Genomic DNA, 23,610 nt, shown 5'->3' with positions numbered 1-23,610 from the left:
ACGAAAGCCCTCCACCTCTCCCCGGCGGGGAGAGGTGGAGGAGCAAGTGGCTCGATCGGCAGAATCTTACGCGGCGGCCTGACCCAGCGCCGAGACGATGTTGTCGACGACTTCTTCCACCAGGATGCGATCGTCGCCCTCGCCCATCACGCGGATCACGGGTTCAGTACCGGAGGAGCGGACCAAAAGCCGGCCATGGCCGTTGAGCCGCTGCTCGCCGTCTACGATCGCCGATTTGACGTCGGCATCGTCGAGCGGCTTGCCGCTGCGATAGCGCACGTTCTTCAGGATTTGCGGCAGTGGATCGAAGCGGTGACAGACTTCCGAGACCGGGCGGCGGAGCTTCTGCACGACGGCGAGCACCTGCAGCGCGGCGACAAAGCCGTCGCCGGTAGTGGCATAGTCCGACAGGATGATGTGGCCGGACTGCTCGCCGCCGAGATTGTAGCCATCGCTCAGCATCCGCTCGAGCACGTAGCGGTCGCCGACCGGCGTGCGCACGAGTTCGAGGCCCTGGCCTTTGAGGAAGCGCTCCAGCCCGAGATTGGACATCACGGTGGCGACAATGCCCGGCCGCGCCAGCCGGCCGTCTTCCTTCCAGCTTTGCGCGATGACGGCGAGCAACTGGTCGCCATCGACCAGATGGCCGCGCTCGTCGACCAGGATGACGCGGTCGGCGTCGCCGTCGAGCGCAATACCGATATCGGCGCGCATCTCGCGCACCTTGCGGCAGAGCGCTTCCGGCGCGGTCGAGCCGCATTCCTTGTTGATATTGAAGCCGTCGGGCTCGACGCCGATGGAGATCACGTCGGCGCCCAGCTCCCACAGCGCTTCCGGCACCACCTTGTAGGCGGCGCCGTTGGCGCAATCCACCACCACGCGCAGACCGTCGAGAGAGAGGTCGCGCGGCAGCGTGCGCTTGGCGAATTCGATATAGCGGTCATGAACGCCGTCGATACGGCGGGCGCGACCCAGACTGGCGCTCTGTGCCAGCCGCCGGTCGAGCGATTCGTCGAGCAACTGCTCGATCTGCCGTTCGACATCGTCGGAGAGCTTGAAGCCCTGCGGGCCGAACAGCTTGATGCCGTTGTCTTCGAACAGATTGTGGGACGCGGAAATCATCACGCCCAGGTCGGCGCGCATCGACTTGGTGAGCATCGCCACCGCCGGCGTCGGCATCGGGCCGACGAGCAGCACGTCCATGCCGACCGAGGTGAAGCCGGCCACCATGGCGTACTCGATCATGTAGCCGGACAGGCGGGTGTCCTTGCCGATGACGACGCGATGGCGATGGTCGCCGCGCTGAAACACCAGGCCCGCGGCCTGGCCGACCTTGAGCGCCAGCTCCGGCGTGATCAGACCGTTGGCACGTCCCCGAATTCCGTCCGTACCGAAATAGTTGCGGCTCATATATCCCCCAGAAAAGCCCCCAGTGCTCGCATAACTTGCGAGAAGGCCCCTAGTCCCACTTTCCCGGGTCTTATAATGCCTTTGTCACTAAAATGGCTTCAAAAAAAATGATTAATCATTACGGCCTACCCCGGCGACCGGCTCGTTAAGGTCTTGTTAACGCTGGAATTTGCGGTTATGTCGGGCTGCTACTCCTTGCGCCGGACGTGGTGATCGGCTTTGGACGGAGGCGGCTGCGCCACGTCCACGGGGTCGGAGGCCGGGAAGGTCTCTTCCAGCCCTTCCTCGAGAGCCTCCTCGAGCCGGCGCTTTTCAGTCTCTTCCGCCTGTTTGGGCTTGGAACCTGATTGGGTCATGACGCCCTCCTTGCGACGCCGCTTCCGCGTTCAGATTTGGCGACGCCCTCAACCGTGCTAGATGACACCGCGTTCGCGAAATACAAGACGGGACTAAAGGGACCGGAAACGTCCATGAAGCATATCACCTGTATCGAAGATTTACGCCTGTTGCACAAGCGGCGCGTGCCGAAAGCTTTTTTCGACTACGCCGACCGCGGCTCCTATGCCGAGGAGACGCTGCGCGCCAATAGCGAAGACCTTAAGAAGATCAAATTCCGCCAGCGGATCCTGGTCGACGTCTCCAAGCGCGATCCTTCGACCACCATCCTCGGCGAGCCCTCGTCCCTGCCCCTGATCCTGGCGCCGGTGGGATTGCTCGGCATGCAGCATGGCGACGGCGAGATTCACGCCTGCCGCGCGGCGCAGGCGGCCGGTATCCCGTTCACACAGAGCACGATGTCGATCTGCTCGATCGAGGACATCGCCGCCAATGTGCAAAAGCCGTTCTGGTTTCAGCTCTATGTGATGAAGGATCGCGGCTTCATCAAAGCGCTGATCGAGCGCGCGATCGCGGCCAAATGCAGCGCGCTGGTTCTCACCGTCGATCTGCAGGTCATCGGCCAGCGCCATGCCGACATCAAGAACGGCATGACGGTGCCGCCGGAGTGGTCCCTGTCGAAGCTGATCGATTTCGCGAGCAAACCCGCCTGGGTCGCGGGCGTGCTGCAAGGCAAGCGCCGCACCTTCGGCAACATCGCGGGCCACGTCAAAAATACCGAGGACCTCAACCGGCTTTCGGAATGGACGGCCTCGCAATTCGACACCTCATTGAGCTGGAAGGACCTCGACTGGATCCGCAACATCTGGCCCGGCAAGCTGATCCTCAAAGGCATCCTCGACGTCGAGGATGCCTTGGAAGCCGCCAAGGTCGGCGCGCAGGCGATCGTCGTCTCCAACCATGGCGGCCGTCAGCTCGACGGCGCGCCGTCCTCGATCGAGGTGCTGCCGGGAATCGTCGACGCGGTCGGCTCGAAGATGGAAATCATGTTCGATGGCGGCATCCGCTCCGGCCAGGACGTGATGCGCGCGCTCGCGCTCGGCGCAAAATCCTGCATGATCGGCCGCGCCTATGCCTATGGCTTAGGGGCCGGCGGACAGGCCGGCGTCGAGAAGGCGATCGACATTATCCGCAAGGAACTCCTGACCACCATGGGCTTGTGCGGCGTCAACACCATCGACGAGATCGGCAAGCAGGTGCTGGCGAAGTGAGGAGCGGAGGCCCTGCGATTTCGACGAATGTGATCCCGGACAAGCTCGCGACAGCGAGCGCCGATCCGAGACCCATAACCAGCGGCCTTCGTTTTCGCGAAGGCCGGAACTTCTCTCTCTCGCAACAATCAAGGCCTGGGCTTATGGGTCCCGGCTTTCGCCAGGACGACGGGCGGAGTTGATTACCAAGACCGTTATTCCGGGATGGTCCGCAAGCACCAGCCCCGAAATCTCGCGACTCCGGCTTCGATGCGGAGCCTGCCAATGGGCCGCGCGTTCGCGCGGACGGGGTGGCGTCCGCACCGGAATGACATGCCCTCACATCGGCGGCGTGAGACCGTCGCGGCCGACACTGATGCGGCTGGTCTCGAAGGAGCCGTCGGGCAGTTGCTTCACGAAGGCGATCAGCTTCGCGCCCACCTTCAGATCGGACTTGTCGCCCGGAACATAGGTCACCACGGGTGTCTGATCCGGCACCACAACCTTCTTCTCGCCGCCCTTGTATTTGACCAGAAGCGTGTGGCCGTCATTACCGACGACGCTCTCGCTGACGGTGGCGTTGGTCATGGTGGAGTTCGGGCGGAGATCCCAGGGGCGCGAACCTTCGCCGGTGCCGCGCATATTTTCGGGAAAGACATGAACCTCCACGGCCTGCTGGCTCCCATCCGGGCCGGGCACTGTCGTGGTGCCGATGAAGGAACCGACCTTGATGTCGGAGAGCGAGATCTTGGTGATCCCGGCGATGCTGGTATCGTCGGCCATGTGCAGCTTGACTTCATCGCCGCTGCGCGACTTCACCTCCAGCGTGTCGCCCTCCACCTTCTCGATGGTCCCGCGGATGCGCGACGGCGAAGGCGCCTGCTGGGCGATGGCGTAGAGCGTGGAGGCCGCGACCATCGTCACGGCCAGCAGCGGATGGACGAATGCGGAATATCGGACGGGCATGAAAGATCTCCCGGAAGCACGGGTTTGATCTAGCGACAGACCCCGAAGTTTTCGTGATATTCCGCCTCACAACCGCGAGAGCGATAACGTGATGGCGGGCTTGCCTCTGATCAGCCGCCCGTGAGGTCGGCCTCGACCAGCGCACGCAGCTCGGCCGTAACCTGCGGCCTCCGATGGAACCACAATTCGAAACCGCGCACGGCCTGATGCAGCAGCATGCCGAGCCCGTCGGCGGTCCTTAAATCCCGCGCCCGCGCCGCCGCGAGCAGCGGCGTTTCGAGCGGCACATAGACGAGATCGCTGACGACCGCATGCGACGGCAGCCGCCCGACATCGACCTTGAGCGCCGGCTGGCGATGCATGCCGAGCGAGGTGGTGTTGACCAGAAGACCCACGCGCGGCAGCACGTCGCCAATGTCCTGCCAGGGCAGAGGATGCACTTTCGCGCCGAACTGGTCCGCCAGCGCTCGCGCGCGCTCAAAGGTGCGGTTGGCGAGGTGCACGCGGGCAATGCCGCGCTCGATGAGGCCGAACACCACCGCGCGCGAAGAGCCGCCCGCACCGACGACCAGCGCGTCCTCGGCATTGTCCCAGCCGGGCGCGGAGGCATCGAGATTATCGATGAAACCCTCCACGTCGGTATTGGTCGAGCGCAGCTCGCTGCCCTCATACCAGAGCGTGTTGGCGGCGCCGATCGCGCGGGCGCGGGCGTCCGGACTCGACAGCGCCAGCGCGCGCTCCTTGTGTGGGATGGTGATATTGGCGCCGACAAAGCCGTGATCCCTCAGGCGCAGTACGAAATCGGCAAAGCCTTCCGGCGGCACCGCCTCGATCGAGTAGCCGCCGGCAATGCCGAGCGTGCGCAGCCAGTAGTGATGGATCAGCGGCGAGCGTGAATGCGCGGCCGGCCATCCGATCAGACATGCGGCGGGTGCTCGGGTCTCGGTTGTCATCCTCGTTCAATCCGCCAAGCACGTGCTCAAGTCAATGCCAAGTCCAAGTCAAGTCCAAGTCAATGCCAAGTCAATGTCAAATCAACGCTCATCGGCGCACGGTCAGCGCCGCGAACGCACACAGCGCAAATGCAAAACCGGCGGCAAACCAGACCGACGCCAGATTGATCCAGTGATACGCCAGCGCGCCAAGGACCGAGCCCGCAACCAGCGCCGCCCATAACAACAGGTTCGGCAGCCACGCAAAGCGCGCGCCGCCCGTGAGTGCGGCGGCGATGAGCTGACCCGCCTTTACCAGCGCGCCGGTCACGTAAGTGACGCCGAGGCCGCCGCCGCCCTCGATCTGGAACACCGCGTTCTCAAGCCCCATCGCCAGCACGATCGCCGCGATCGCGTAAGCGGAGAAGCCGAACGCATGACAAAGTCCGGCGATGACGAGCAGCATCGCCTCGGCAAACAACAGCCGGGGCTGCTGATGTATCCCGCGGCCGAGCACGATGAGGCTGCCGCAGGCCGCGCCGATCACGAACAGTACGACCAGCATGAACGCCTGCGCCGCAAGCGGCCACTCTGCCGCCGCAAGGCTCACGCCCATTCGCGTCGAGTTGCCGCTCATGAACGAGACGAACAGACCACCGAGATGCAGATAGCCGATGCCGTCGACATAGCCGGCAAGCATGCTCAGCGCGCAGGCGAGCGCGATGTTGCGGGGAGAATCCATGAACCTGCGGGTCGTCGTCGCGGGAGACGAGAGTGTTCATGAAAGCGGCCCGCTTGAAAAGAGCCGGCGTTTCGGGCTCGCACGCTTTTCGCGTGCGGCCCGAAATCGGGGAGGATCAAGCGGCGGCGCGATGCGCGGCGATGATCTGGTCGGCGGCGCGGCCGGTGACTTCGGCCATATGGTCGAACTGCCGGGTAAAGCTTCCGGCGCCCGCCGTCGCCGAGCGCAGTTCGACGATCAATTCGCCGATCTCGGCCTCCGGCATCAGCGCGCGCACGCAGTCCCAGCCCGACCAGCCGTCGCGGGTGTCGAAGCCGAGGATCTGGCCGCGCCGCGCCGACAAGATGGCGTTGATCTTGGCGGTGGCGTCGGTCGGGCAGACGATCTCCACGGTGTGGATCGGCTCGAGCAGCACCGGCTGGCACTGCGGCAGGCCTTCGCTGATGCCGATCCGCGCCGCGGTCCGGAACGCGAGGTCGGAGGAGTCGACGCTATGATAGGAGCCGTCGGTCAGCGTCACCGCGACGTCGGTGACGGGAAAGCCGAGCGGTCCGCGCGCCAGCCCGTCGATGACGCCCTCCTCCACCGCGGGGATGTAGTTGCGCGGCACCGCGCCCCCGACCACCGTTTCGGAGAAGCGGAAACCTTCGCCGCGCGGCAGCGGCTTGATGTCCAGCACGACGTCGCCGAACTGGCCATGGCCGCCGGACTGCTTCTTGTGCCGGCCGCGCTGGGTGATGGGTTTGCGGATGGTCTCCTGATAGCCGATCGCGGGCGGTTGCGATTTGACATTGACGCCGTAGCGCTCGCGCAAGCGTTCCAGCGCGACGCGTAAGTGCATCTCGCCCTGGCCCCACAGCACGATGTCGTGGGTCCGCTGATTTTGCACCATGGTCAGCGACGGATCTTCCTCATTGAGCCGTAGCAGCGCCTGGCCGAGCTTGACGTCGTCCTTGCGGTCGGCTGCGGCGATCGACATCGCCAGCACCGGCGGCAGCGCTTCGACCGCGACCAGGGCAGCCGGCGCGGTCTTGCCGCTCGAGAAGGTGTCGCCGGTCTTGATGGCATCGAGCTTGCCGAGCGCGACCGTATCCCCCGCCTCGGCCGAAGCGCGCTTGCCGTCCTGGGCCGCTCCGGGCGCGAAGATGCCGGAGATGCGGCTGCTCTGGCCGGACGAGGATTGCAAGGTTGCGCCGTCATCGAGATGGCCCGCGAGCAGGCGCGCCAGCGACAATTTGCCGCCGTGCTGCAGATGCATGGTCTTGAAGACATAGCCGAGCGCATCCTTGGACGCAGGCACCCCTAACCTCGCGGCGGTCTCGGCTACGCCGGGCGCTTCGTGGCGCAGCGCTTTCATCAGGCGCAGCACACCGTTCTCGCGCAAGGCGGAACCGAGCAGCACCGGGCAGATCAGGCCTTCACGAAGTTCGCGGGCGAGATCGTCGAACACCGCATCGCGCGGCGGCTGAATGTCCTCGAGCAACTGCTCCATCAGAGCGTCGTCATGATCGGCGAGCTTTTCCAGCATGGAGAAGCGCGCTTCCTTCTCGCGGTCGAGATTGCCGCCATCGAGCTCTACGACTTCGGAGGCCTTGTGCTCGCGATAGACGAAGGCGCGCTCGAGTGCGAGATCGACAAAGCCCTCGATGAGGTCGCCGTTCCAGATCGGGATCTGGCGCAGCACCAGAGGGACGCGCGATGCGGGCTGCAGCATCGCGAGCGTCTCGCGGATGCGGTTGTTGTTGGCGCGGTCGATCTTGTTGAGGAACAGGAAGCGCGGAATTTTCAGGTCTTCCAGCTCGCGCAGGATGATCTGCAGTTGCGGCAGCTTCTTTTCGTCGGCCTCGCACACCACGACGGCGGCATCCACCGCGGGCAGCGCGGCGCGCATGTCATGCGAGAATTCCACAGAGCCGGGACAATCGATGAAGGTGTAGGCCTCGCCCATGAAGCTCGCCGAGGCGGCTGTCAAAGCGACGCTCATCTTGTGATGACGCGCTTCGGGACTTCCGTCGCCGACCGAGGTTCCGGCGTCGACACTGCCTGCGCGCGCGATCGCGCCCGTGCGGGCCAGGATTGCTTCTAAAAGAGTGGTTTTACCGCTTTGGAAAGGGCCCACCAGTGCGATGCACCGTGGACCGCGGGGACTTCTGACGTCTTGTCCCATTCGCCGCCTCCTGCTTGTGGAGCTCGGCCCGTGATTGGGTCGGCGCGAACGATGCTCTGCCTGCGGAGGCGGTTTGGCAAGCGGGAAAAAAGATCGCTGCGCTGCGGAGAGCTGAGAGATGCTGTTGGAATTGCTCTTGGGAACGATGAGCGGTCAGCCGCACTCTCCGTCATTCCGGGGCGATGCGTCAGCATCGAAGCCGGAAATCTCGGGATTCCGGGTTCACGCGTCGCGTGCCCCGGAATGACAATGACTGTGAGAGCCTCACCTCCCCGGCCGCAGTTCCAGGCTCTCCAATCCGGCGGCGACGTTGATGCCGACCTGGCCCTGCAGGCTCAAAGGCTGCAGCGCGATGGAGTTGTTGGAACCGCCGACCAGCACATTGCCGCCGACGCCGACGCCGAGCGTCGCACTGCCCTGCGCCCCGGCATAAGTGCCGGCGAGGTCGCCCTGCCCGAGGCGTGCGACCGGCGCATAGACCGCCCAGCCAAGCGCAGTCTCCTGCGTGATACCGAGATCGAGACCGACCTTGCGAATGGTGGCGATATAGCGGTCCTCCGGCATCCCTTCGACGCGCAGCACGCAGCCAAGATTGATCACCGACCCGACGATGAAGCCGACGCTGGCGCCGCCGCGGCATTCGAGCACGCCGACCCGCACGCGATCCTGCGCGTCGGCCCCGTTGAACGACGCGGTGAGGGTAGCCGCGACCAGCACGGCAAGAACAGTAAAGCGGCGCATGAAGAAAACCCCTGGCTAAAGACTGTGATGCGAGCAGACACGAGAACGGCGCCTATTAGCTTGAGCATGATCTTTCCGGAAAACCGGTTTCCACTTTGCGCTTTGCGGCCCTTCGGGTCCGGATCATGCTCTAGGCGCCTCTTCGTCTATGCCACAACATCGGATTCCGCGCCAAAGAAAACGCGACGACGACAATGCGAATAAGAAAAAAGGCCCGCTCACGAGCGGGCCTTTTCATTCAGCGACCGTTCAGAGTGTCGCCGGATTCTCGTCAGCGCAGATTGCCGCAGAAGCGCTGGATGCGCTTGCAGGCATCTTCGAGATCGGAGGTCTTGGTCGCGTAGGAGATACGGAACGCGGGTCCGAGACCGAAGGCCGAACCGTGCACGACAGCAACGCCCTCGCTCTCCAGGAGCTCGGTGACGAAATCCTCGTCATTGCCGATCACCTTGCCGGACGGCGTGGTCTTGCCGATGGTGCCGGCGCAGGACGGATAGACGTAGAATGCGCCCTCGGGCCGCGGGCAATCGATGCCCTTGGCCTGATTGAGCATGGACACCACGAGATCGCGGCGCTCCTTGAACGCCTTGTTGTTGATGGGGATGAAATCCTGCGGACCGTTCAAGGCTTCCACGGACGCCCATTGCGCGATCGAGCACGGGTTCGAGGTCGACTGCGACTGGATGGTCGCCATCGCCTTGATCAGCGGCGCAGGTCCGCCGGCGTAGCCGATGCGCCAGCCGGTCATGCAATAGGCCTTCGAGACGCCGTTCACCGTCAGCGTACGGTCGTACAGTTTCGGCTCGATCTGCGCCGGCGTCGTGAACTGGAAGTCGTCATAGACGAGATGCTCATACATGTCGTCGGTCATCACCCAGACCTGCGGATGCTTCACCAGCACATCGGTGAGCGCCTTCAGCTCGGCGCGCGTATAGGCCGCGCCGGTCGGGTTCGAGGGCGAGTTGAGGATGAGCCACTTGGTCTTCGGCGTGATCGCCTTTTCCAGGTCCTCTGCCTTGAGCTTGAAGCCGCTTTCCGCGGGGCAAACCACCGGCACCGACTCGCCGCCGGCCAGCGCAACCATTTCCGGGTAGCTCACCCAATAGGGCGCGGGAATGATCACCTCGTCGCCTGGATTGAGGGTGGCCATCAGCGCGTTATAGAGCACCTGCTTGCCGCCGGTGGACACGATGATCTGGTTCGGCTTGTAGGCGAGCCCGTTCTCGCGCTGGAACTTGGCGATGATCGCCTCCTTCAGCTCGGGGATGCCGCTGACATCGGTGTACTTGGTCTTGCCCGCCTCGATCGCGTGGATCGCCGCCAGCTTGACGTTGGCAGGCGTATCGAAATCCGGCTCGCCGGCGCCCAGACCGATGACGTTGCGCCCCGCCGCTTTGAGCGCGCGTGCTTTATCCGTGACCGCGATGGTCGCGGACGGCTTCACACGGTCGAGCGCAGCGGACAGAAAGGGCATCGTGGCCTCCTTGCAGGCGTCGTGAAACGGCCGATCCGTCCACGACTCTTTATGATGGGGGAACGGCCCCACCCTAAGGCGCGTTCCGCTGCACCGCAAGGAGCTTTCTGGAGAAACATTAAGTTTGGGGCCCGCCAATGCCGGCGCCCCCGAGGCGCGCAATATTCCTAAGGTTCCGCGGTGAAACGGCTCATATCCGGCAACACTGCTGTGAGGGCAATTGGCCGGGGCTGGCGCGGACTGCCGCGGCGCGCCCCGCCGCATGCGCACCACGCCCGGCAGATGTTCGGCAGGGCACGCCGCTCGGCCGGTCTCCGGCGATTGCCGTAAGCCGCCGGGGTTTTTCGGCGCGGGCCACTAACCCTGCCCTATCTGCCCCGCCCTTGTCCGGCGCCGCGATGTTCGGCGACGACGCGAGCAAGGCGACGAGAACTCGGCCGACGGCGTTCTTGTCAGTCGCATGACTTTTCAGTCGCATGATTTTCAGCGCGGAGTCGCGGGGCATCGGAATCGGCCGGATCGCGACGCAATGTCTGGCCGGTGACTCGCCGCACGCTTGCGCGCGCTGTCACCGACCGACTCACAATTTTTACATGGCGCATACATAGCGCAACTGTGATCGGATTTGTTTGAGCGTGTTGGAAGGTTTTTGCCTGCCGTTGCACTGCGGCAGAGCTTTTCGACTTTTTCCAAGGATTGGCTCTTGCGGTGCATGCGCAACGGCATCATTGTTTACCCGCGTTGCGAGACAAGAAGAAGCTCGCTTCACCTCCCCGCGTCACACCGGTCGAATCGCAGAATGTACAAGCTCTATTCGATGCAGCGTTCCGGCAACAGCTACAAGGTCCGCCTTGCGCTGGCGATCCTGAACACGCCCTATCAGGCAATCGAAATCGACATCCTGCGCGGCGAGAGCCGCACGCCGGAGTTTCTCGCCAAGAACCCGAGCGGCCAGGTGCCGCTGCTCGAAGTGGCGGAAGGACGCTACATCGCCGAATCCAACGCCATTCTCTGGTATGTCTGCGGCGGCACGCCACTCGCACCGGAATCGCGGATCGAGCGCGCTGAGGCGCTGCAGTGGATGTTCTTCGAACAGCACGCGCTGGAGCCGAATATCGGCGCCGCCTATTTCTGGCTCGCGCTGGTGAAGGGTGGCCGCGATCTGCAGACGCACGCGCTGGAAGACTGGATGGAGCGCGGCTATGGCGCGCTCCAGGTGATGGAAAATCACCTCAAAGGCCACGAGTTCTTCGCGGCGAACCAGCTCACGGTCGCCGACATCGCGCTTTACGGCTACACCCATCTCGCCGATCGCTGCGACTTCGATCTCGAGCCTTTCCCGTCGATCCGCGGCTGGCTGAAGCGGGTTGAACAGACCCCGGGCTTCGTCTCGATGGATTGGCGGACGGTCGAGATCGAGAACCCCGCCAGCATCGCCGCCAGCCTCTAGACAAAGGTTAACAAGCGATTAACGGGCTGGGCTGAAACGTTAATCTTTCCCGGGATTTAACTGCCTTTTGAACGGCGGCTGCCGCAATCTTGCCGGCAAGCCCTGCAAGTTTCGCGTCGCGCGCGAAATTGATTCGCTCCCGCGCGCGAGGATCTTTCGGGCCCAGGAGCGAAGGCCAGGATCAAAGAGCATGACACCCTCGCCCGGCCCGTCCGGCTTCAACGGCCACAGCGCACCAGTTGCTTCATCCCGGTTGACCGACGCCGTCGCCGCTTCGCTCGCGATCGGCGCGTTTTCGCTGTGCCTCGTCGTCGGCATCACCGTGCTCTCAATCAAGGCCAGCATGGCTATGCCGATCATCGGTTAAGACTCGCGCCGCGAGCGCAACCCGCTCTTAATCACGACGCAATAAAATCCTGTGTGCGCCGGCTGACCGGTCAAACTTGCCGTCTAAGTTCTCGAGGCGAGCGAGAACCGGCATGCAGTTCGACTGGCGCTCAATTTACGGTCCGGTCCTGGCGGCAGCGACAGCGCTGACCGCGATCAGCATCGATCGTTATCTGATCGGCGTCCCCAATCCCGCGCCGCTCTACGTCTGCATCGTGGCGTTGGCGGGCTCGCTCAGCGGCCTTCGCTCGGCCATGCCGAGCGCCGCAATCGCCATCATCGGCTCAGCGCTGCTTGTCTTCAGTCGTGATGCCGACTTTGACGGCGCCGAGCTGCTCCGCCTGGCCATGCTGAGCGTGACGGCCTGCGGCACTGCCGCAATCACCGGCCTCCTGCGGCAACAATTGTTGGACACCTTCGCGCAGGAGCGCATGGAGCATGTCACTGCGCAACGGCTCGCTGCCGCGCTTGACCAGATCGACATCGGCATTGTCCTGCTCGATGCCGACACCCGCGCCGGATTCATCAACCGCGCCTTCCGCTTCTATTTCTCGCTGCCCGATGCCAAGGCCAACTCCAAGCCGCCGTTCATCGCGCTGATGTATCACGGCCGCGACACTGGCGCATTCGAGCTGCCGGAGGAGCAGCTCAACGCCTATATCGCGCGGCGCATGGAGATGATGCGCGCCGGCGATTCCACACCGATCATCATCAGGCTCAAGGACGGCACGGCGCTCCGTTTCTCCTGCACCGCGCTCGCCGGCGGCGGTCGCATGCTGAGCTACACGCCGGTGACCGATCTCATCCGCCATACCGACGATCCCGCCGACGGCGAATATCATCGCTCGCTGCGGGTGAGCGACGAATTTGGACTTGTCCGCCAGCTCCGTGCGGCGGAGTAGATGCGTGGACCTCTTTCAACATCTCCTGAGTTCGAGATTGATCGTGGCCGCTTCTGTTCTTAATAGGGTAACGGATAGAGCATTCGCCGATCAAGTTGCAGAACCGGACGGACCTCTCGGTCAAGCCCCCGTCGCAATGACGACAGAAGTTGCACCCTCTCCCGATTTGCGCAGCTCGGCGACTGCTACAGCACAGGTTCTGAGTAGAAGGATGTCCAACGATCTCTCCATCCGCTTCGTTCAGCGGAGTGATTTCGACAAATGGCTTCCCTTGTGGGACGGCTACAACGCCTTTTACGGCCGCTCCGGCGCGACGGCACTTGCGCGCGAGATCACTGACATGACGTGGTCGCGCTTCTTCGATGCTTATGAGCCGGTTCATGCGCTGGTTGCGGAAGGCGACGGCGAGTTGCTGGGATTGGCGCACTATCTGTTTCATCGCAGCACCACCGCGATCGAGCCGGTCTGCTACCTGCAGGATTTGTTCACCGCACAGGCGGCGCGCGGCAAAGGCGTGGGCCGCGCGCTGATCGAAGGCGTGTACCGGCAGGCCGAACTCGCCGGCGCCAAGCGCGTCTATTGGCAAACCCATGAGACCAATATGACCGCGCGACAGCTCTACGATCGCATCGCCGAACGGTCCGGCTTCATCGTCTATCGCAAGTTGTTCTGACGCGTGAGGATTCTCCACGCCTGTGGATAAGTCCGCCTGTCACTGCGACGTAACAAAGCAGGCCTAAGCTTTCGCTTGCGTCTGATCAGGCCCCCGTCACAGATCAAGCGCCAGCGGTCCCCGTCAGTCGCCGCGTCTGACCGGGGCCGCACTTTTTTGATCCCACGTTTTGTGACCGACATTCGGGCAAATACTTTGGGCAAGTCCTCCTGCTGACGGGCGAGGCAGGCACCTTGCGGCGACACCAATTTTGCCGCCGTGCGTGAATAGCCATGCGGGACCGTCGCTTGCGACAGCAGGGCTCGCGCGCCACAATGCGTGCCCTGCTCTTCCGTAACAGGATAGGTCCATGCAAATTCGCAATCTCGGCGGCTCCGGCCTGCGCGTTTCCGCGGTCGGTCTCGGCTGCAACAATTTCGGCCAGCGCGCTGATCTCGAAACCTCGCGCAAGGTGATCCACAGGGCGCTCGATCTCGGTATCACGCTGTTCGACACCGCCGATATTTATGCGGGCATGGGCGGCTCGGAGACGGTGCTGGGCACCGTGCTCGGCGACCGCCGCAAGGACATCGTGCTCGCGACGAAATTCTCCAAGCCGATGGCGACCGACGGCACCAAGCAGGGCGCCTCGCGCCGCTACATCATGTCGGCGGTCGAAGCGAGCCTGAAGCGGCTGAAGACCGACTATATCGATCTTTACCAGCAGCACGATTACGATCCGCTGACGCCGCTCGAGGAGACGCTGCGTGCGCTCGACGATCTCATCCGGCAGGGCAAGGTCCGCTATATCGGCAATTCCAACTTTCCGGCCTGGCGCATCGCGGAAGCCGAGTTCACGGCGCGCGCGGCGAATGTCAACCGCTTCATCTCCTGCCAGGATGAGTACAGCCTGCTGGTGCGCGGCATCGAGAAGGAGCTGTTGCCTGCGGCGCAGGAATACAAGCTGGGGCTATTGCCCTATTTCCCGCTCGCGAGCGGACTTCTGACCGGCAAATACAAACGCGGCGCAGCCGCGCCGGAGGGCACGCGTTTTGCCACGACGCCCAGATTGCGCGACCACTATGTCACGCCGCGCAACGAGGAGATCGCCGAGAAGCTGCAAGCCTTCGCGCAAGCGCGCGGCCACACGCTGCTGGAGCTCGCCTTCTCCTGGCTCGCCGCACGCCCGCAAGTCGCCAGCATCATCGCGGGCGCCACCCGCGTCGAGCAGGTCGAGCAGAACGTGAAGGCGATCGCGTGGACGTTGAGCGCGGAGGAGATGGCGGAGATCGACGAGATCACGAAGTAGCTAGTAGTGCCCCCTCTCCACGCTCTTCGCGGGGAGAGGAGGCGGGGTGAGGGGCTCTATCCGCCGAGTTCGCTCAGAATTTTGCGAAGAATGCCTTCGACCTCGCCAAGCACATCGTGCTCCAGGAGCGAAGAACCTTGTAACCCTCGTCGGCCAAAGAGCGGGGAGAGCTTTAAAGAAGGCCATTGTTCCGTCACTTCCCGCCGCGCCCCACCGTCTGACGCACCTCGAAACCCTCGAATTGGGGGTGACCGAGATAGAGCGGCTTGTTGTTGCCGGCGTCGCGATGCGCTGCGCGAAACGCCTCCGATTTGGTCCAGGCCTCGAACGCTGCGTGGTTTGCCCAGATCGTGTGCGAGGCGTAGAGCGTATGATCCTCCGCCTCCGGCCCCTTGAGCAGGTGAAACTCGATGAAACCCGGCACCTTCTCAAGATGAGAGTCGCGCGACAGCCAGACCTGCTCGAACGCTGCCTCCGAGCCATTGGCCACGCGAAAACGATTCATGGCGATAAACATTTGAGCCGCCTCCTGCCTGTGTCGATCGATGCCTTTCCACAGCGTCAGTAGCAGAATTCGCGGCGAGCGGCGCGGCGAAAGTTTACGCGATCAATCCCTGCATCGGTTTCACCATCCCGCTATCCGGGAACACCGCGTCCGCCAGCACGCGCGCGCTCAACCCTAAGTGATCCGCCAACACGCCCTTGATCACCGCACGCAGATCGGTGGTCGGCGCGAGATCGCGACCTTCATAAAGGCTTGCCGCCTTCAGCGTCGGCCAGTCCGTGATGACGCGGCCGCCTTTCACTGCGCCGCCCGCGAGCAGCGCGATGGTGCCGGTGCCGTGATCGGTGCCTTCGGTGCCATTGATGCGGGCGGTGCGGCCGAATTCGGTCGCGACCACAACGACGGTATCGCGCCAATGCGCGCCAAGCCCGCTTTCGAATTCGGCGAGCGCGCCGTCGAGGCCGGTGAGCAGATTGGCAAGCCGCCCGACCGGACCACCCTCATTGGCATGAGTATCCCAGCCGTCGAAGGCGAGCGCGGCGATGCGAGGTCCATCATCGGCCGCCATCACCTTGGCCGCGCCGCGCGCCACGTTGCGCATCTGCGCCGGCGCGCCGCCGGGTTTGGTCTTCATGTCGCCGCCTTGCGCGGTCTTCTCCAGCGCGAGGCCCTGCGTCAGCGCCTCGGCCAGCGTTGGATCGCGGTGCCGATAGAGTTCGATGAGCCGCATCGCCGTATCGTCATCGGCCTGCGGCAGCGCCACCGGCGCCCAGCCGACGGTGGCCGCCGGACCGCGCAGCACCAGCGGCGTAGTCGGACCGACTGCGAGTGCGCCCGAGACGCGCTCGCCTTGCGGCAGCGCCTGCAACGCGCGATTGAGCCAGCCGGATTGCACGCGGCCTGGCCCAGCAAAGCCGCTTTCCAGTACGTCCTGGCCGTCGAAATGCGAGCGGTCGCGATAAGGCGTCGCCACCGCGTGGACCACAGCCGCCTGCTTGTCCTTATACATGCGCGCAAATTCCGGCATCGACGGATGCAGCGCGAAGAAGGAGTCCAGCATGACAGCCGGATGCGGGCCGCTCACGCTGAGCGCGATCGAACCATGGAGCGCGGCGTAGTCGGGATCGCCGACCGGCGCCACCGTCGCAAGCCCATCGAGCGCGCCCCGCAGGATCACCGCGATCAGGCGCGGATCGCGCCCGTCGCTAGCGCGCGCGAATTTCGGCATGTAAGCCCAGGCCGCGAAAGCGGCGCCGCCGAGCAGAAGCGAACGCCGCGAGGTCAACAGACGGCTTTCACAGCATTCCATGATCATCTCCTCTGGAATTCCGGCGACATCAACAACAACGCCAAGGCCTGCTGCCGCGACTCCGCGCGCTCAACCGTGCGGTGCGTCTCCGGCGAGGCTGCCTCGCCAAAAGCGGACTGCAGGAGATCGCGCGCATCGACCGTATTGCCGACGCGCGAGGCCAGTTGCGCCGATATGTCGAGCCGCAGCTTCATGCCCTCGGGCGCAGCCCAGGCGGCGCTGGTATCGGGAAAGCCGTTCGGTCCCGCCGGCGACCACAGGGGCTGGCCGAGCACGTTGAGGCCGTTGAGATACGGGCCGGGGTCCTCCGGTACATGCGCCAGGAGCCTCCCCGTGGCGACCAGGAACTCGTAAGGACTGCGCATCTTGGTCGGCGGCGCGGACCAGGCCTCATCCGAATCCACCAGGGCCAGGCTCAGCGCTTTCAGATCGCCATCGGTCTTGACGAATGTGTCGTGCAGCCGCGCGAGCAAGGCCGGCGGCGGATCGTCGGCGACGAAATGGCGGGCGAATTTGGTCGCGATGAATTTTGCCGTGGACGGATGGCGCGCGATGTCGGCGAGTGCCGCCTCGCCTTGCTCGACGCCGCCGGCCGGATAGGTCTTGCCAAGCAGGCGCTGCGGCCCCGGCTCATGCGCATTGGCATTGAAGACGAAACTGCCCGGTGTGCCCAGAATTCCCTGCCGCCCGACAAAGCTCCACCCCGTGATGATGCGCGCGAGCGAGGTGACGTCTTCCTGGGTGTAGCCGCCGCCGACACCCAGCGTATGCAGCTCCATGATTTCGCGCGCGAGATTTTCGTTCAGCCCGCGCTTGCGGTTCAGCCCGGCGCGGGAGTTCGGTCCCAGTGACTGCTGATTGTCGAGGAAGAACAGCATGGCCGGATGCTGCTCGACGGCTTTGACCATATCCGCAAAGCGCCCCAGCACATGCGGGCGGATCGCCTCGCGCTCGAACGCGCCCGCCCAGATCCGGGCGAGCGCGCCCTTGCCCGCGGAAATGCAAAAATGGTTCGACCAGAACGCCACCAGGCGTTCGGTGAAGCCGCAATCGGCAAGCACGGCGCGCTGCAGTCGCGCCAAGGCCTCGGCGCGATAGGTCTTCTGAATGACATTGAGCGGCTGCGCCGGCGGCTCGGCTTGCGGCTTGTCTTGCATTTTGGCCGCATTGGGCTGCATCGGCTCGGAGGCGGGCGCGGCTTCGGAGGCTTGCGCTGATTTGGCCGCGGCTTCTCGCGCCTGCTTCACCTCGAACTGATAGGCAAACGCCTCTTGCGCGAGCGCCAGCGTCGATTGCAGGGCGGGCAACTCCAAAAGCACGCCGCTGGAGCGCGCGAGCTCGGCCTTGACGAAACCACGCGGATCCGAAGCGGCATTGACGAAGTCGCCGGAGGCGCCCCCGCGCGCACCGAAACCGAAACGATTGAGCGCGATGAGAGCGGCTTGCGGATCGCGGGACATGCTCGGCTACCCTTAGCGTTATTGTTCTTGGCGTTATTGTTCTTGGCGCTATTGTTCTTGACGCCATTACCTTTGGCGCTTCGGCTCGCCTTGGCGCTTTGCCCGGCGCGCCGCACTGGTATATTTTTCGAGCATCATCCTAGCGCGGTTCGAGATGAACCCGACATGAAAAACGCGGCCATTCTGCGTAAGCGATCATGACAAATCGGAAAGAAACGGCCGCGCGCCGGCTCCTTTGTTCAGGTTGCGGAACTCCGTTCACCTGCGAACTGTCAGGCCAATGCTGGTGCGGGAAGGAAACGGCTCGCCTGCCGATGCCGGCGGAAGGCGCGGATTGCCTGTGCCGGGATTGCCTGCGCAAGCTCGCTGCCGCGACGTTCGCAAACGTCTCTTCCAACTGAGAAGATCGAAGCCTCGCTACGGTTCGCTCAGTCGCAAAACGACTCCGCATTGCTCGATTAACTTTTCGTCATCAAGCGCGCGTCGTTCGTCGCTTGTAAAACACGCAAGCGCTTCAATTTAGATTTGTTCTGAATCAATGCGGCGGCAATGGACAAAGCGCCATTTGTCTTGCATCTGCGCTGCGCGAGCTTCGCCCGTCCGCTGGAGAGTGCCGTGACAAAAGCCCTGCTTCTCAGACTGCATCGCTGGACGAGCCTTGTGTTTGCGCTGCCGCTGTTCGCGATCATCCTGACCGGAGCGATTCTGTCGTTCGAGCCGATGGTCCAGTTCACTGGAATCAGACCGCAATCGATCGACGCCACGCGTGTTGTCGATCTGATCAAGAGTTACGATCCGGAAGGCAAGGCGCGCGGGATCTTCATCAATTCAGCAGCACAGCGGCTGCGCTTCCAGGGGCCGGGCGCGGCGCAGATCGATCTCGTCAGCGGTGAAAAGCTCACGCCAAGCGGCACGACGCTCGCCGACGTCATTGTCTGGGCGCGCTTCACGCATGAACGCCTGCTCGGCCAGTCGTGGCTGGTGATCGCCTCGACCATTGCGATGCTCGTCGTGATGCTGCTCGGCATCGCCATGGGGCTGCCGCGGCTGCGCAACAATCTCGCCGGTTGGCACAAGGGCGCAGCCTGGTTCACGTTGCCCTTGATCCTGCTCATTCCCTTGACCGGGCTTTGCATGGCGTTCGGCCTGACCTTTCAGAGCGGCGCTCCGCCGGCGGGCGCCGGTCGCGCGCTTTCCCTGCCTGATGCCGTGCGCGTGGTTGCAAAATCCTATGATCTCGCACAGGTAATCTCAATCGTCTCGCGCGGCAACAACGTGACGGCGCGCATCTATGACGGCGGCGAATTGCGCGCGTTTGCGGTGAGGGCAGACGGCATCACGCCGCTGGCGCGCAATTGGCCGCGGCTGCTGCATGAGGGCAACGGCGCCGTGATGATCACGAGCCCGGTCAATTTCCTGATCTCGCTCGTTCTGCTCACGCTGCTGGCGACCGGCGTGCTGAGCTGGAGTCGCCGCGAATGGCGGCTTAGGCAGACGCGCGGCAAGAACAGCGGTTCCGCCGTGCCCGCGAAGTCGGCCGCGTAGCCGACTAAACGGCAAAGCCAGGCGATTGCCGGGCCATGCCGTCGAACGCGTCGAGCAGCTTCTCGCGCCAGGCATAGACCGGGTCGTCAGCCTCCAGCAGTTTGAACGGGCTCACCACCCGCGCCCACTGAAAGCCGCCGAACACAATATAATCAGCGTAATTCGGCGCGGCGCCGCCGAGATAGGTTTGCGTCTTCAAGGTCAGGCGCAGCGGATCGAGCGATTTGCGGAAAGCGATCACGCTTTTGTCACGGGTCGCGCACACCTCTTCCAGTGGCTTGCCCAAGCGCGCCTCGCGCGATGCGCGGAAATAGGCCGCATCGTCTGGTGCCAGTTGCGCCGGGATGTCGGCGACGATCAGCGGGAACATGCCGCCGACCACGACGACGTCGCCCCACCAGTTCATCATCCGCATCAAGGCGCGGCCGCCCTCCCCGCCGAACAGCGATGGTGCCTCGGGAAACGCATCTTCCAGGTAATTGGCGATCACCCAGGAATCGACGACCGGCGTGTCGCCATGCAGCAGCACCGGCACTTTGTCCGAACCATGCGGCGCGATCGCGCCCTTCTCGGTGAAGCGCCAGGGAATAGAGCCGGCGGAGAGCCCCTTATGCGCGAGGGCCATCCGCGTCCGCCAGCAGAACGGGCTGAACGGACGGCTTGCATCGATGCCGACGAGTTCGAAAAGTTTTAGAGTCATGCAGTGCCCCACATCTGCTCCGCTATCGCCGCAAAGCGAAGCGTCCACATGCGACGTCATTCCGGGGCGATGCGAAGCATCGAACCGGAATCTCGAGACTCCGGGTTCGGTCCTCTCGGACCGCCCCGGAATGACGGCGCGCGTGGCTTACCTCACCACCGCGGCCGTCTGCCCGAACAGGATCTTGCGCTCCTCTTCGGTGCGGAGCGACGGCTGCCCGAAGTTCGGGTTGACCTCCTTGGCTTTCGCATAGGCGCGTTCGGTCGCGGGCCGCGCTTGGATCGTCTCCATCCAGCGCTTCACATGCGGAAACTGCTCGATGTCCTGGCCCTGGTTCTTGAAAGGAACGACCCAGGGATAACACGCCATGTCGGCGATCGAATACTCGCCGGCGATGAACTCGCGGTCGGCGAGACGCTTGTTGAGCACGCCGTAGAGACGGTTGGTCTCGTTGACATAGCGGTCGATGGCGTAGGGGATCTTCTCGACCGCGTAGTTGCGGAAATGGTGGTTCTGCCCGGCCATCGGCCCGAGCCCGCCCATCTGCCAGAACGTCCACTGGATGACGTCATAGCGGCCGTAGACATCGGTCGGGATGAACTTGCCGGTCTTCTCGGCGAGATAGAGCAGGATGGCGCCGGACTCGAAGATCGACAGCGGCTTGGTGCCGCCCTTCGGCTCGTGATCGACGATGGCGGGGATGCGGTTGTTGGGTGCGATCGCCAGAAATTCCGGCTTGAACTGATCGCCCTTGCCGATGTTGACCGGGAAGATCTTGTATTTGAGCCCGGTCTCCTCGAGGAACATCGTTATCTTGTGGCCGTTCGGCGTGGTCCAATAGTGAAGGTCGATCATGGCGGCGTTCCTGCTGACGTTTTCGAAAGCATCTTTTCACGGCAGTTTTTCACGGCAATTGCAAAAAGATGCGATTGCATGAATTTCGCGCCTGATCACAGCGAAGTCAATGCCGCCCGGCAAACGGGCGCAGAAACGTGATCGGTAGAAACCTGAAGAGAAGCCGCCTCAGAACATACGGCCGTTGGCGCGCAAGAGTTTTTCGCCGGCCTCGGTCACCGTGACGATCATGCCGAAGCCGGCGATGGTCTCGCGGGCGACATAGCCGAGGTCGGTCGCATCTTCCCAGATGGTCAGGCGCGGACAGGAGGTCTTCCAGGTTCCGATCACCTCCGAATAGGCGCGCGGCTCGCGCGCGATCCATTCGACGAAGTCGAGCACCAGCGGATTTTCGGCATCGCTCATGGCGTTCTCCGTAGTCGTTGTTGGATCAGGAACTCGCTAAACGCGGCAGCAGCAATCGCCAGCCGCCATAGAGATAGAGAATATAGCAGCTCACAACCACCGCGATTAGGCGGTTGGCGAAGTTGTGAACTGCCGATCGGTTCGAGGCGATTGCATGCAGCTCCATCGCAGCGGGCAGCCGCATCATTGCGAGCAGCACGCCGATCGGGGTGAGCCCGCCCACCATGGGGGCGAGGTGAAGAAAGTGCGATTCGGTTCAAGTCTCGACCTTCTCCCTCCTTCTGCCTTCCTTGTCCTTGCCGCACAAACCGAGTTATCTTGCCCAGCATCAGTTTTCCTGAGGCTCGCGGTGCGGCGGCTACTCTTTCTCAACGGCATCAAGGCATTCGAGGCGGCCGCGCGCAGCGGCAGCTTTGCCTCCGCTGGCCAGGAGCTCAACGTTTCGGCGGCGGCGGTGAGCCGCATGGTGCATCTGTTGGAGGAGCGGCTTGGCGTTGCGCTGTTCGAGCGCAAGGCCAACCGCCTGGTGCTGACCGCCACGGGCCGCGTCTATCAGAGCGGGCTCACTCCGATCTTCGATGCGCTGGCGAGCCTGACCGCGCAGGTGACGGCCCCCTCCAGCCGGCGCGTGCTGACCATCGGCGTCGGGCCGACCTTCGCGATGCGCTGGCTGATTCCGCATCTCGCAGACTTTCGCAAAGCCCATCCCGACATCGAGGTCCGCATCACCGCCGGCGGCGTGCTGGCGCCTTTCGGCGACGACTGGACCTGCGGCATCAAGCTCGGCGACGGCGCCTGGCCGGGCCTGGTTGCGGAGCCCTTGTTCGCGGCCGATCTCGTGCCGGTCTGCGCACCCCGGCTGGCGGTGGGCCTGAAGCGTCCGTCCGACCTGAAGGGGCCAAGCCTCTTGCGCGTCGCACATGCCGGCGAAGACTGGCCGCTCTGGCTCAAGGCCGCCGGCGTGCCGCGCCTGAGCGCGCGCGGCCCCGAATTTGAATATTACGGCCAGGCGCTGCAGGCGGCGGTGGATGGGCTCGGGGTTGCCATGGGCATCCGGCCCTATATCGACGACGACCTCGCCGCCGGCCGGCTGGTCGCGCCCTTTGCGCTGACCGTGCCGAAGGGCATGCGCTGGTACCTGGTCTATCGCAGCTTCCAAGCCGGCCAGCGCGACTTTGCCGCGTTCCAGCGCTGGATCATGCACGCCGCCACCGCGCCAGCCGCGCAGGCCGGCGCGTCCAGGAAAAAAGCATGGCAAAAAAGAGCTGATTCTGTGAACGGCTTCACAAGTCATCCCGAGGATTCATGATTGCCTGTCCCCCTCATCACGCGCGGGGACCTGAAATGACTTTTCTTTACAAGGGTTACGACATCGAGTCCTTCGAGGCAGGAAAAGGCCTCTGGCATGCCCGGATCAGGCGGGCCGATCTCAAGCCGTTCCTGATCGATGGCGCTTTGTTTCCGAAAGTCGAGGTTGGCTTGGCCTGGCCCAGCCAGGACGCGGCGGTCGCCGACGCCAAGCAGCATATCGACCGCAGCGAGGACCGCTGGTCGGAGCCTGAAGCCGCCGAATTGGAAATGCAGCCGTTTTTGTGAGCGCGGAGCCGACTATGCAACGCGCTGAAACTATCTCCCCGATTCCATTATCGTCGCCGCCGGTCCGCTCCGAATGCCCGGAATGCCGGGGCGAACTGACCATCTTGCGCGTCTTCAGCGGCCGCGCCGGATCCGAATACTGGGCCCAACGCTGCACAAGCTGCGGCGGGATTCACCTGGACATCGTGCGGCCCGGGGCGACAGGGCACTAGCCTAGCCTCATCTATTCCCGCCACGCCGAGGTCCTCGCGAAAGCGAGCCTCGAAGCACGACGGCCCCGCTGCAGCGGCGAGGCCGTGCATCCTTCGAGACGGCCGCGGTTCGCGGGCTCTTCCAGCAACAAACGGCCAAGCCATTTGCGCGGCGACGACGGGTCTGCATAAGGATCTGCATAAGGAATTGCGTCAGTCCAAATGATCGCGTTGCATCATCGTCCTCAGCCAACGCTCGCTGCCAACTGCTGACAGCCGCGCGCCAGTTCCCGCCGCCCCCGCGTGCCGGGCTTTCCTCTTTCATG

At 63.8% G+C, this 23,610-nt stretch carries 24 protein-coding genes; 9 read left to right on the top strand and 15 right to left on the bottom strand.

Going from position 1 to position 23,610, the window contains the following annotated elements; all coding sequences use genetic code 11:
• Window positions 1-66: 66 nt before the first annotated feature.
• Window positions 67-1,410: a phosphoglucosamine mutase gene (glmM, locus tag F758_RS0101675; protein ID WP_024506215.1), complete on the bottom strand. Its 1,344-nt coding sequence runs from the start codon at window positions 1,408-1,410 to the stop codon at window positions 67-69.
• 188 nt (window positions 1,411-1,598) lie between these two features.
• Complete coding sequence (locus F758_RS50670; RefSeq protein ID WP_198026390.1) at window positions 1,599-1,766, bottom strand: hypothetical protein; 168 nt, start codon at window positions 1,764-1,766, stop codon at window positions 1,599-1,601.
• Between the two features lie 114 nt (window positions 1,767-1,880).
• Here F758_RS50670 and F758_RS0101665 point away from each other — a divergent pair, with 114 nt between their 5' ends.
• A complete protein-coding gene (locus F758_RS0101665) occupies window positions 1,881-3,017 on the top strand; it encodes an alpha-hydroxy acid oxidase (protein WP_024506214.1) in 1,137 nt (378 codons plus the stop codon).
• 318 nt (window positions 3,018-3,335) lie between these two features.
• Here the strand turns inward: F758_RS0101665 and F758_RS0101660 are convergent, their stop codons facing one another.
• From F758_RS0101660 to F758_RS0101635, 6 genes are all read right to left on the bottom strand, one after another.
• On the bottom strand, window positions 3,336-3,914 hold the full coding sequence (locus tag F758_RS0101660; RefSeq protein WP_502689117.1) for a hypothetical protein: 579 nt from the start codon (window positions 3,912-3,914) through the stop codon (window positions 3,336-3,338).
• Window positions 3,915-4,072: 158 nt separating this feature from the next.
• The gene (locus F758_RS0101655) at window positions 4,073-4,915 is read right to left on the bottom strand and encodes a shikimate dehydrogenase (RefSeq protein WP_024506212.1); all 843 of its coding nucleotides are present in this window, start codon (window positions 4,913-4,915) and stop codon (window positions 4,073-4,075) included.
• An 88-nt stretch (window positions 4,916-5,003) separates the two neighbouring features.
• Window positions 5,004-5,636 carry a YoaK family protein gene (locus F758_RS0101650; RefSeq protein ID WP_024506211.1) on the bottom strand — a complete coding sequence of 211 codons (633 nt, stop codon included), beginning with the start codon at window positions 5,634-5,636 and terminating at the stop codon, window positions 5,004-5,006.
• Between the two features lie 115 nt (window positions 5,637-5,751).
• Window positions 5,752-7,803: an elongation factor G gene (locus tag F758_RS0101645; RefSeq protein WP_024506210.1), complete on the bottom strand. Its 2,052-nt coding sequence runs from the start codon at window positions 7,801-7,803 to the stop codon at window positions 5,752-5,754.
• 264 nt (window positions 7,804-8,067) lie between these two features.
• A complete protein-coding gene (locus F758_RS0101640; protein WP_024506209.1) occupies window positions 8,068-8,544 on the bottom strand; it encodes a DUF992 domain-containing protein in 477 nt (158 codons plus the stop codon).
• 271 nt (window positions 8,545-8,815) lie between these two features.
• Entirely contained in the window at window positions 8,816-10,018 is a 1,203-nt protein-coding gene (locus F758_RS0101635) for a pyridoxal phosphate-dependent aminotransferase (protein ID WP_024506208.1), read from the bottom strand.
• Between the two features lie 799 nt (window positions 10,019-10,817).
• Between F758_RS0101635 and F758_RS0101630 the strand changes: the two genes are divergently transcribed.
• From F758_RS0101630 to F758_RS0101610, 5 genes are all read left to right on the top strand, one after another.
• Window positions 10,818-11,468 (top strand): glutathione S-transferase family protein, encoded by a 651-nt coding sequence (locus tag F758_RS0101630; RefSeq protein WP_024506207.1) that lies wholly within the window; start codon window positions 10,818-10,820, stop codon window positions 11,466-11,468.
• 190 nt (window positions 11,469-11,658) lie between these two features.
• Window positions 11,659-11,835, top strand: coding sequence for a hypothetical protein (locus F758_RS50665; RefSeq protein ID WP_198026389.1), 177 nt, complete (start codon window positions 11,659-11,661; stop codon window positions 11,833-11,835).
• 112 nt (window positions 11,836-11,947) lie between these two features.
• Window positions 11,948-12,757 (top strand): PAS-domain containing protein, encoded by an 810-nt coding sequence (locus tag F758_RS0101620; RefSeq protein ID WP_024506206.1) that lies wholly within the window; start codon window positions 11,948-11,950, stop codon window positions 12,755-12,757.
• 211 nt (window positions 12,758-12,968) lie between these two features.
• Window positions 12,969-13,430, top strand: a complete 462-nt coding sequence (locus tag F758_RS0101615; protein WP_024506205.1) for a GNAT family N-acetyltransferase — start codon at window positions 12,969-12,971, stop codon at window positions 13,428-13,430.
• A 349-nt stretch (window positions 13,431-13,779) separates the two neighbouring features.
• Window positions 13,780-14,718 carry an aldo/keto reductase gene (locus F758_RS0101610; protein ID WP_024506204.1) on the top strand — a complete coding sequence of 313 codons (939 nt, stop codon included), beginning with the start codon at window positions 13,780-13,782 and terminating at the stop codon, window positions 14,716-14,718.
• 193 nt (window positions 14,719-14,911) lie between these two features.
• On the opposite strand, the gene hmuQ is transcribed toward F758_RS0101610, so the two are convergent.
• The 3 genes from hmuQ to F758_RS0101595 form a co-directional block, all read right to left on the bottom strand.
• Complete coding sequence (hmuQ, locus tag F758_RS0101605; RefSeq protein WP_024506203.1) at window positions 14,912-15,235, bottom strand: heme-degrading protein HmuQ; 324 nt, start codon at window positions 15,233-15,235, stop codon at window positions 14,912-14,914.
• An 82-nt stretch (window positions 15,236-15,317) separates the two neighbouring features.
• Entirely contained in the window at window positions 15,318-16,538 is a 1,221-nt protein-coding gene (locus F758_RS0101600; RefSeq protein ID WP_024506202.1) for a DUF1501 domain-containing protein, read from the bottom strand.
• Complete coding sequence (locus F758_RS0101595; protein ID WP_024506201.1) at window positions 16,535-17,992, bottom strand: DUF1800 domain-containing protein; 1,458 nt, start codon at window positions 17,990-17,992, stop codon at window positions 16,535-16,537. Before F758_RS0101595 ends, F758_RS0101600 begins: the two co-directional genes overlap by 4 nt.
• 615 nt (window positions 17,993-18,607) lie before the next feature.
• Here F758_RS0101595 and F758_RS0101590 point away from each other — a divergent pair.
• Window positions 18,608-19,537 carry a PepSY domain-containing protein gene (locus F758_RS0101590; RefSeq protein WP_024506200.1) on the top strand — a complete coding sequence of 310 codons (930 nt, stop codon included), beginning with the start codon at window positions 18,608-18,610 and terminating at the stop codon, window positions 19,535-19,537.
• Between the two features lie 4 nt (window positions 19,538-19,541).
• Here F758_RS0101590 and F758_RS0101585 read toward each other — a convergent pair whose 3' ends face one another.
• From F758_RS0101585 to F758_RS0101565, 4 genes are all read right to left on the bottom strand, one after another.
• Window positions 19,542-20,237 (bottom strand): glutathione S-transferase family protein, encoded by a 696-nt coding sequence (locus F758_RS0101585; RefSeq protein ID WP_024506199.1) that lies wholly within the window; start codon window positions 20,235-20,237, stop codon window positions 19,542-19,544.
• Between the two features lie 147 nt (window positions 20,238-20,384).
• On the bottom strand, window positions 20,385-21,092 hold the full coding sequence (locus F758_RS0101580) for a glutathione S-transferase N-terminal domain-containing protein (protein ID WP_024506198.1): 708 nt from the start codon (window positions 21,090-21,092) through the stop codon (window positions 20,385-20,387).
• Between the two features lie 168 nt (window positions 21,093-21,260).
• The gene (locus tag F758_RS0101570) at window positions 21,261-21,497 is read right to left on the bottom strand and encodes a hypothetical protein (RefSeq protein WP_024506197.1); all 237 of its coding nucleotides are present in this window, start codon (window positions 21,495-21,497) and stop codon (window positions 21,261-21,263) included.
• A 25-nt stretch (window positions 21,498-21,522) separates the two neighbouring features.
• Window positions 21,523-21,723 carry a hypothetical protein gene (locus tag F758_RS0101565; protein ID WP_024506196.1) on the bottom strand — a complete coding sequence of 67 codons (201 nt, stop codon included), beginning with the start codon at window positions 21,721-21,723 and terminating at the stop codon, window positions 21,523-21,525.
• A 123-nt stretch (window positions 21,724-21,846) separates the two neighbouring features.
• Here F758_RS0101565 and F758_RS0101560 point away from each other — a divergent pair, with 123 nt between their 5' ends.
• Both F758_RS0101560 and F758_RS43130 read left to right on the top strand, forming a co-directional pair.
• A complete protein-coding gene (locus F758_RS0101560; RefSeq protein WP_024506195.1) occupies window positions 21,847-22,806 on the top strand; it encodes a LysR substrate-binding domain-containing protein in 960 nt (319 codons plus the stop codon).
• 35 nt (window positions 22,807-22,841) lie between these two features.
• Window positions 22,842-23,093: a hypothetical protein gene (locus F758_RS43130; protein WP_024506194.1), complete on the top strand. Its 252-nt coding sequence runs from the start codon at window positions 22,842-22,844 to the stop codon at window positions 23,091-23,093.
• Window positions 23,094-23,610 lie beyond the last annotated feature (517 nt).

Source organism: Bradyrhizobium sp. ARR65 (genome assembly GCF_000472385.1).
In the GTDB taxonomy this organism is placed as follows: Bacteria; Pseudomonadota; Alphaproteobacteria; order Rhizobiales; family Xanthobacteraceae; genus Bradyrhizobium.
The sequence above is the reverse complement of the archived record's forward strand: the minus strand, read 5'-3'. Positions and strand labels throughout refer to the sequence as shown.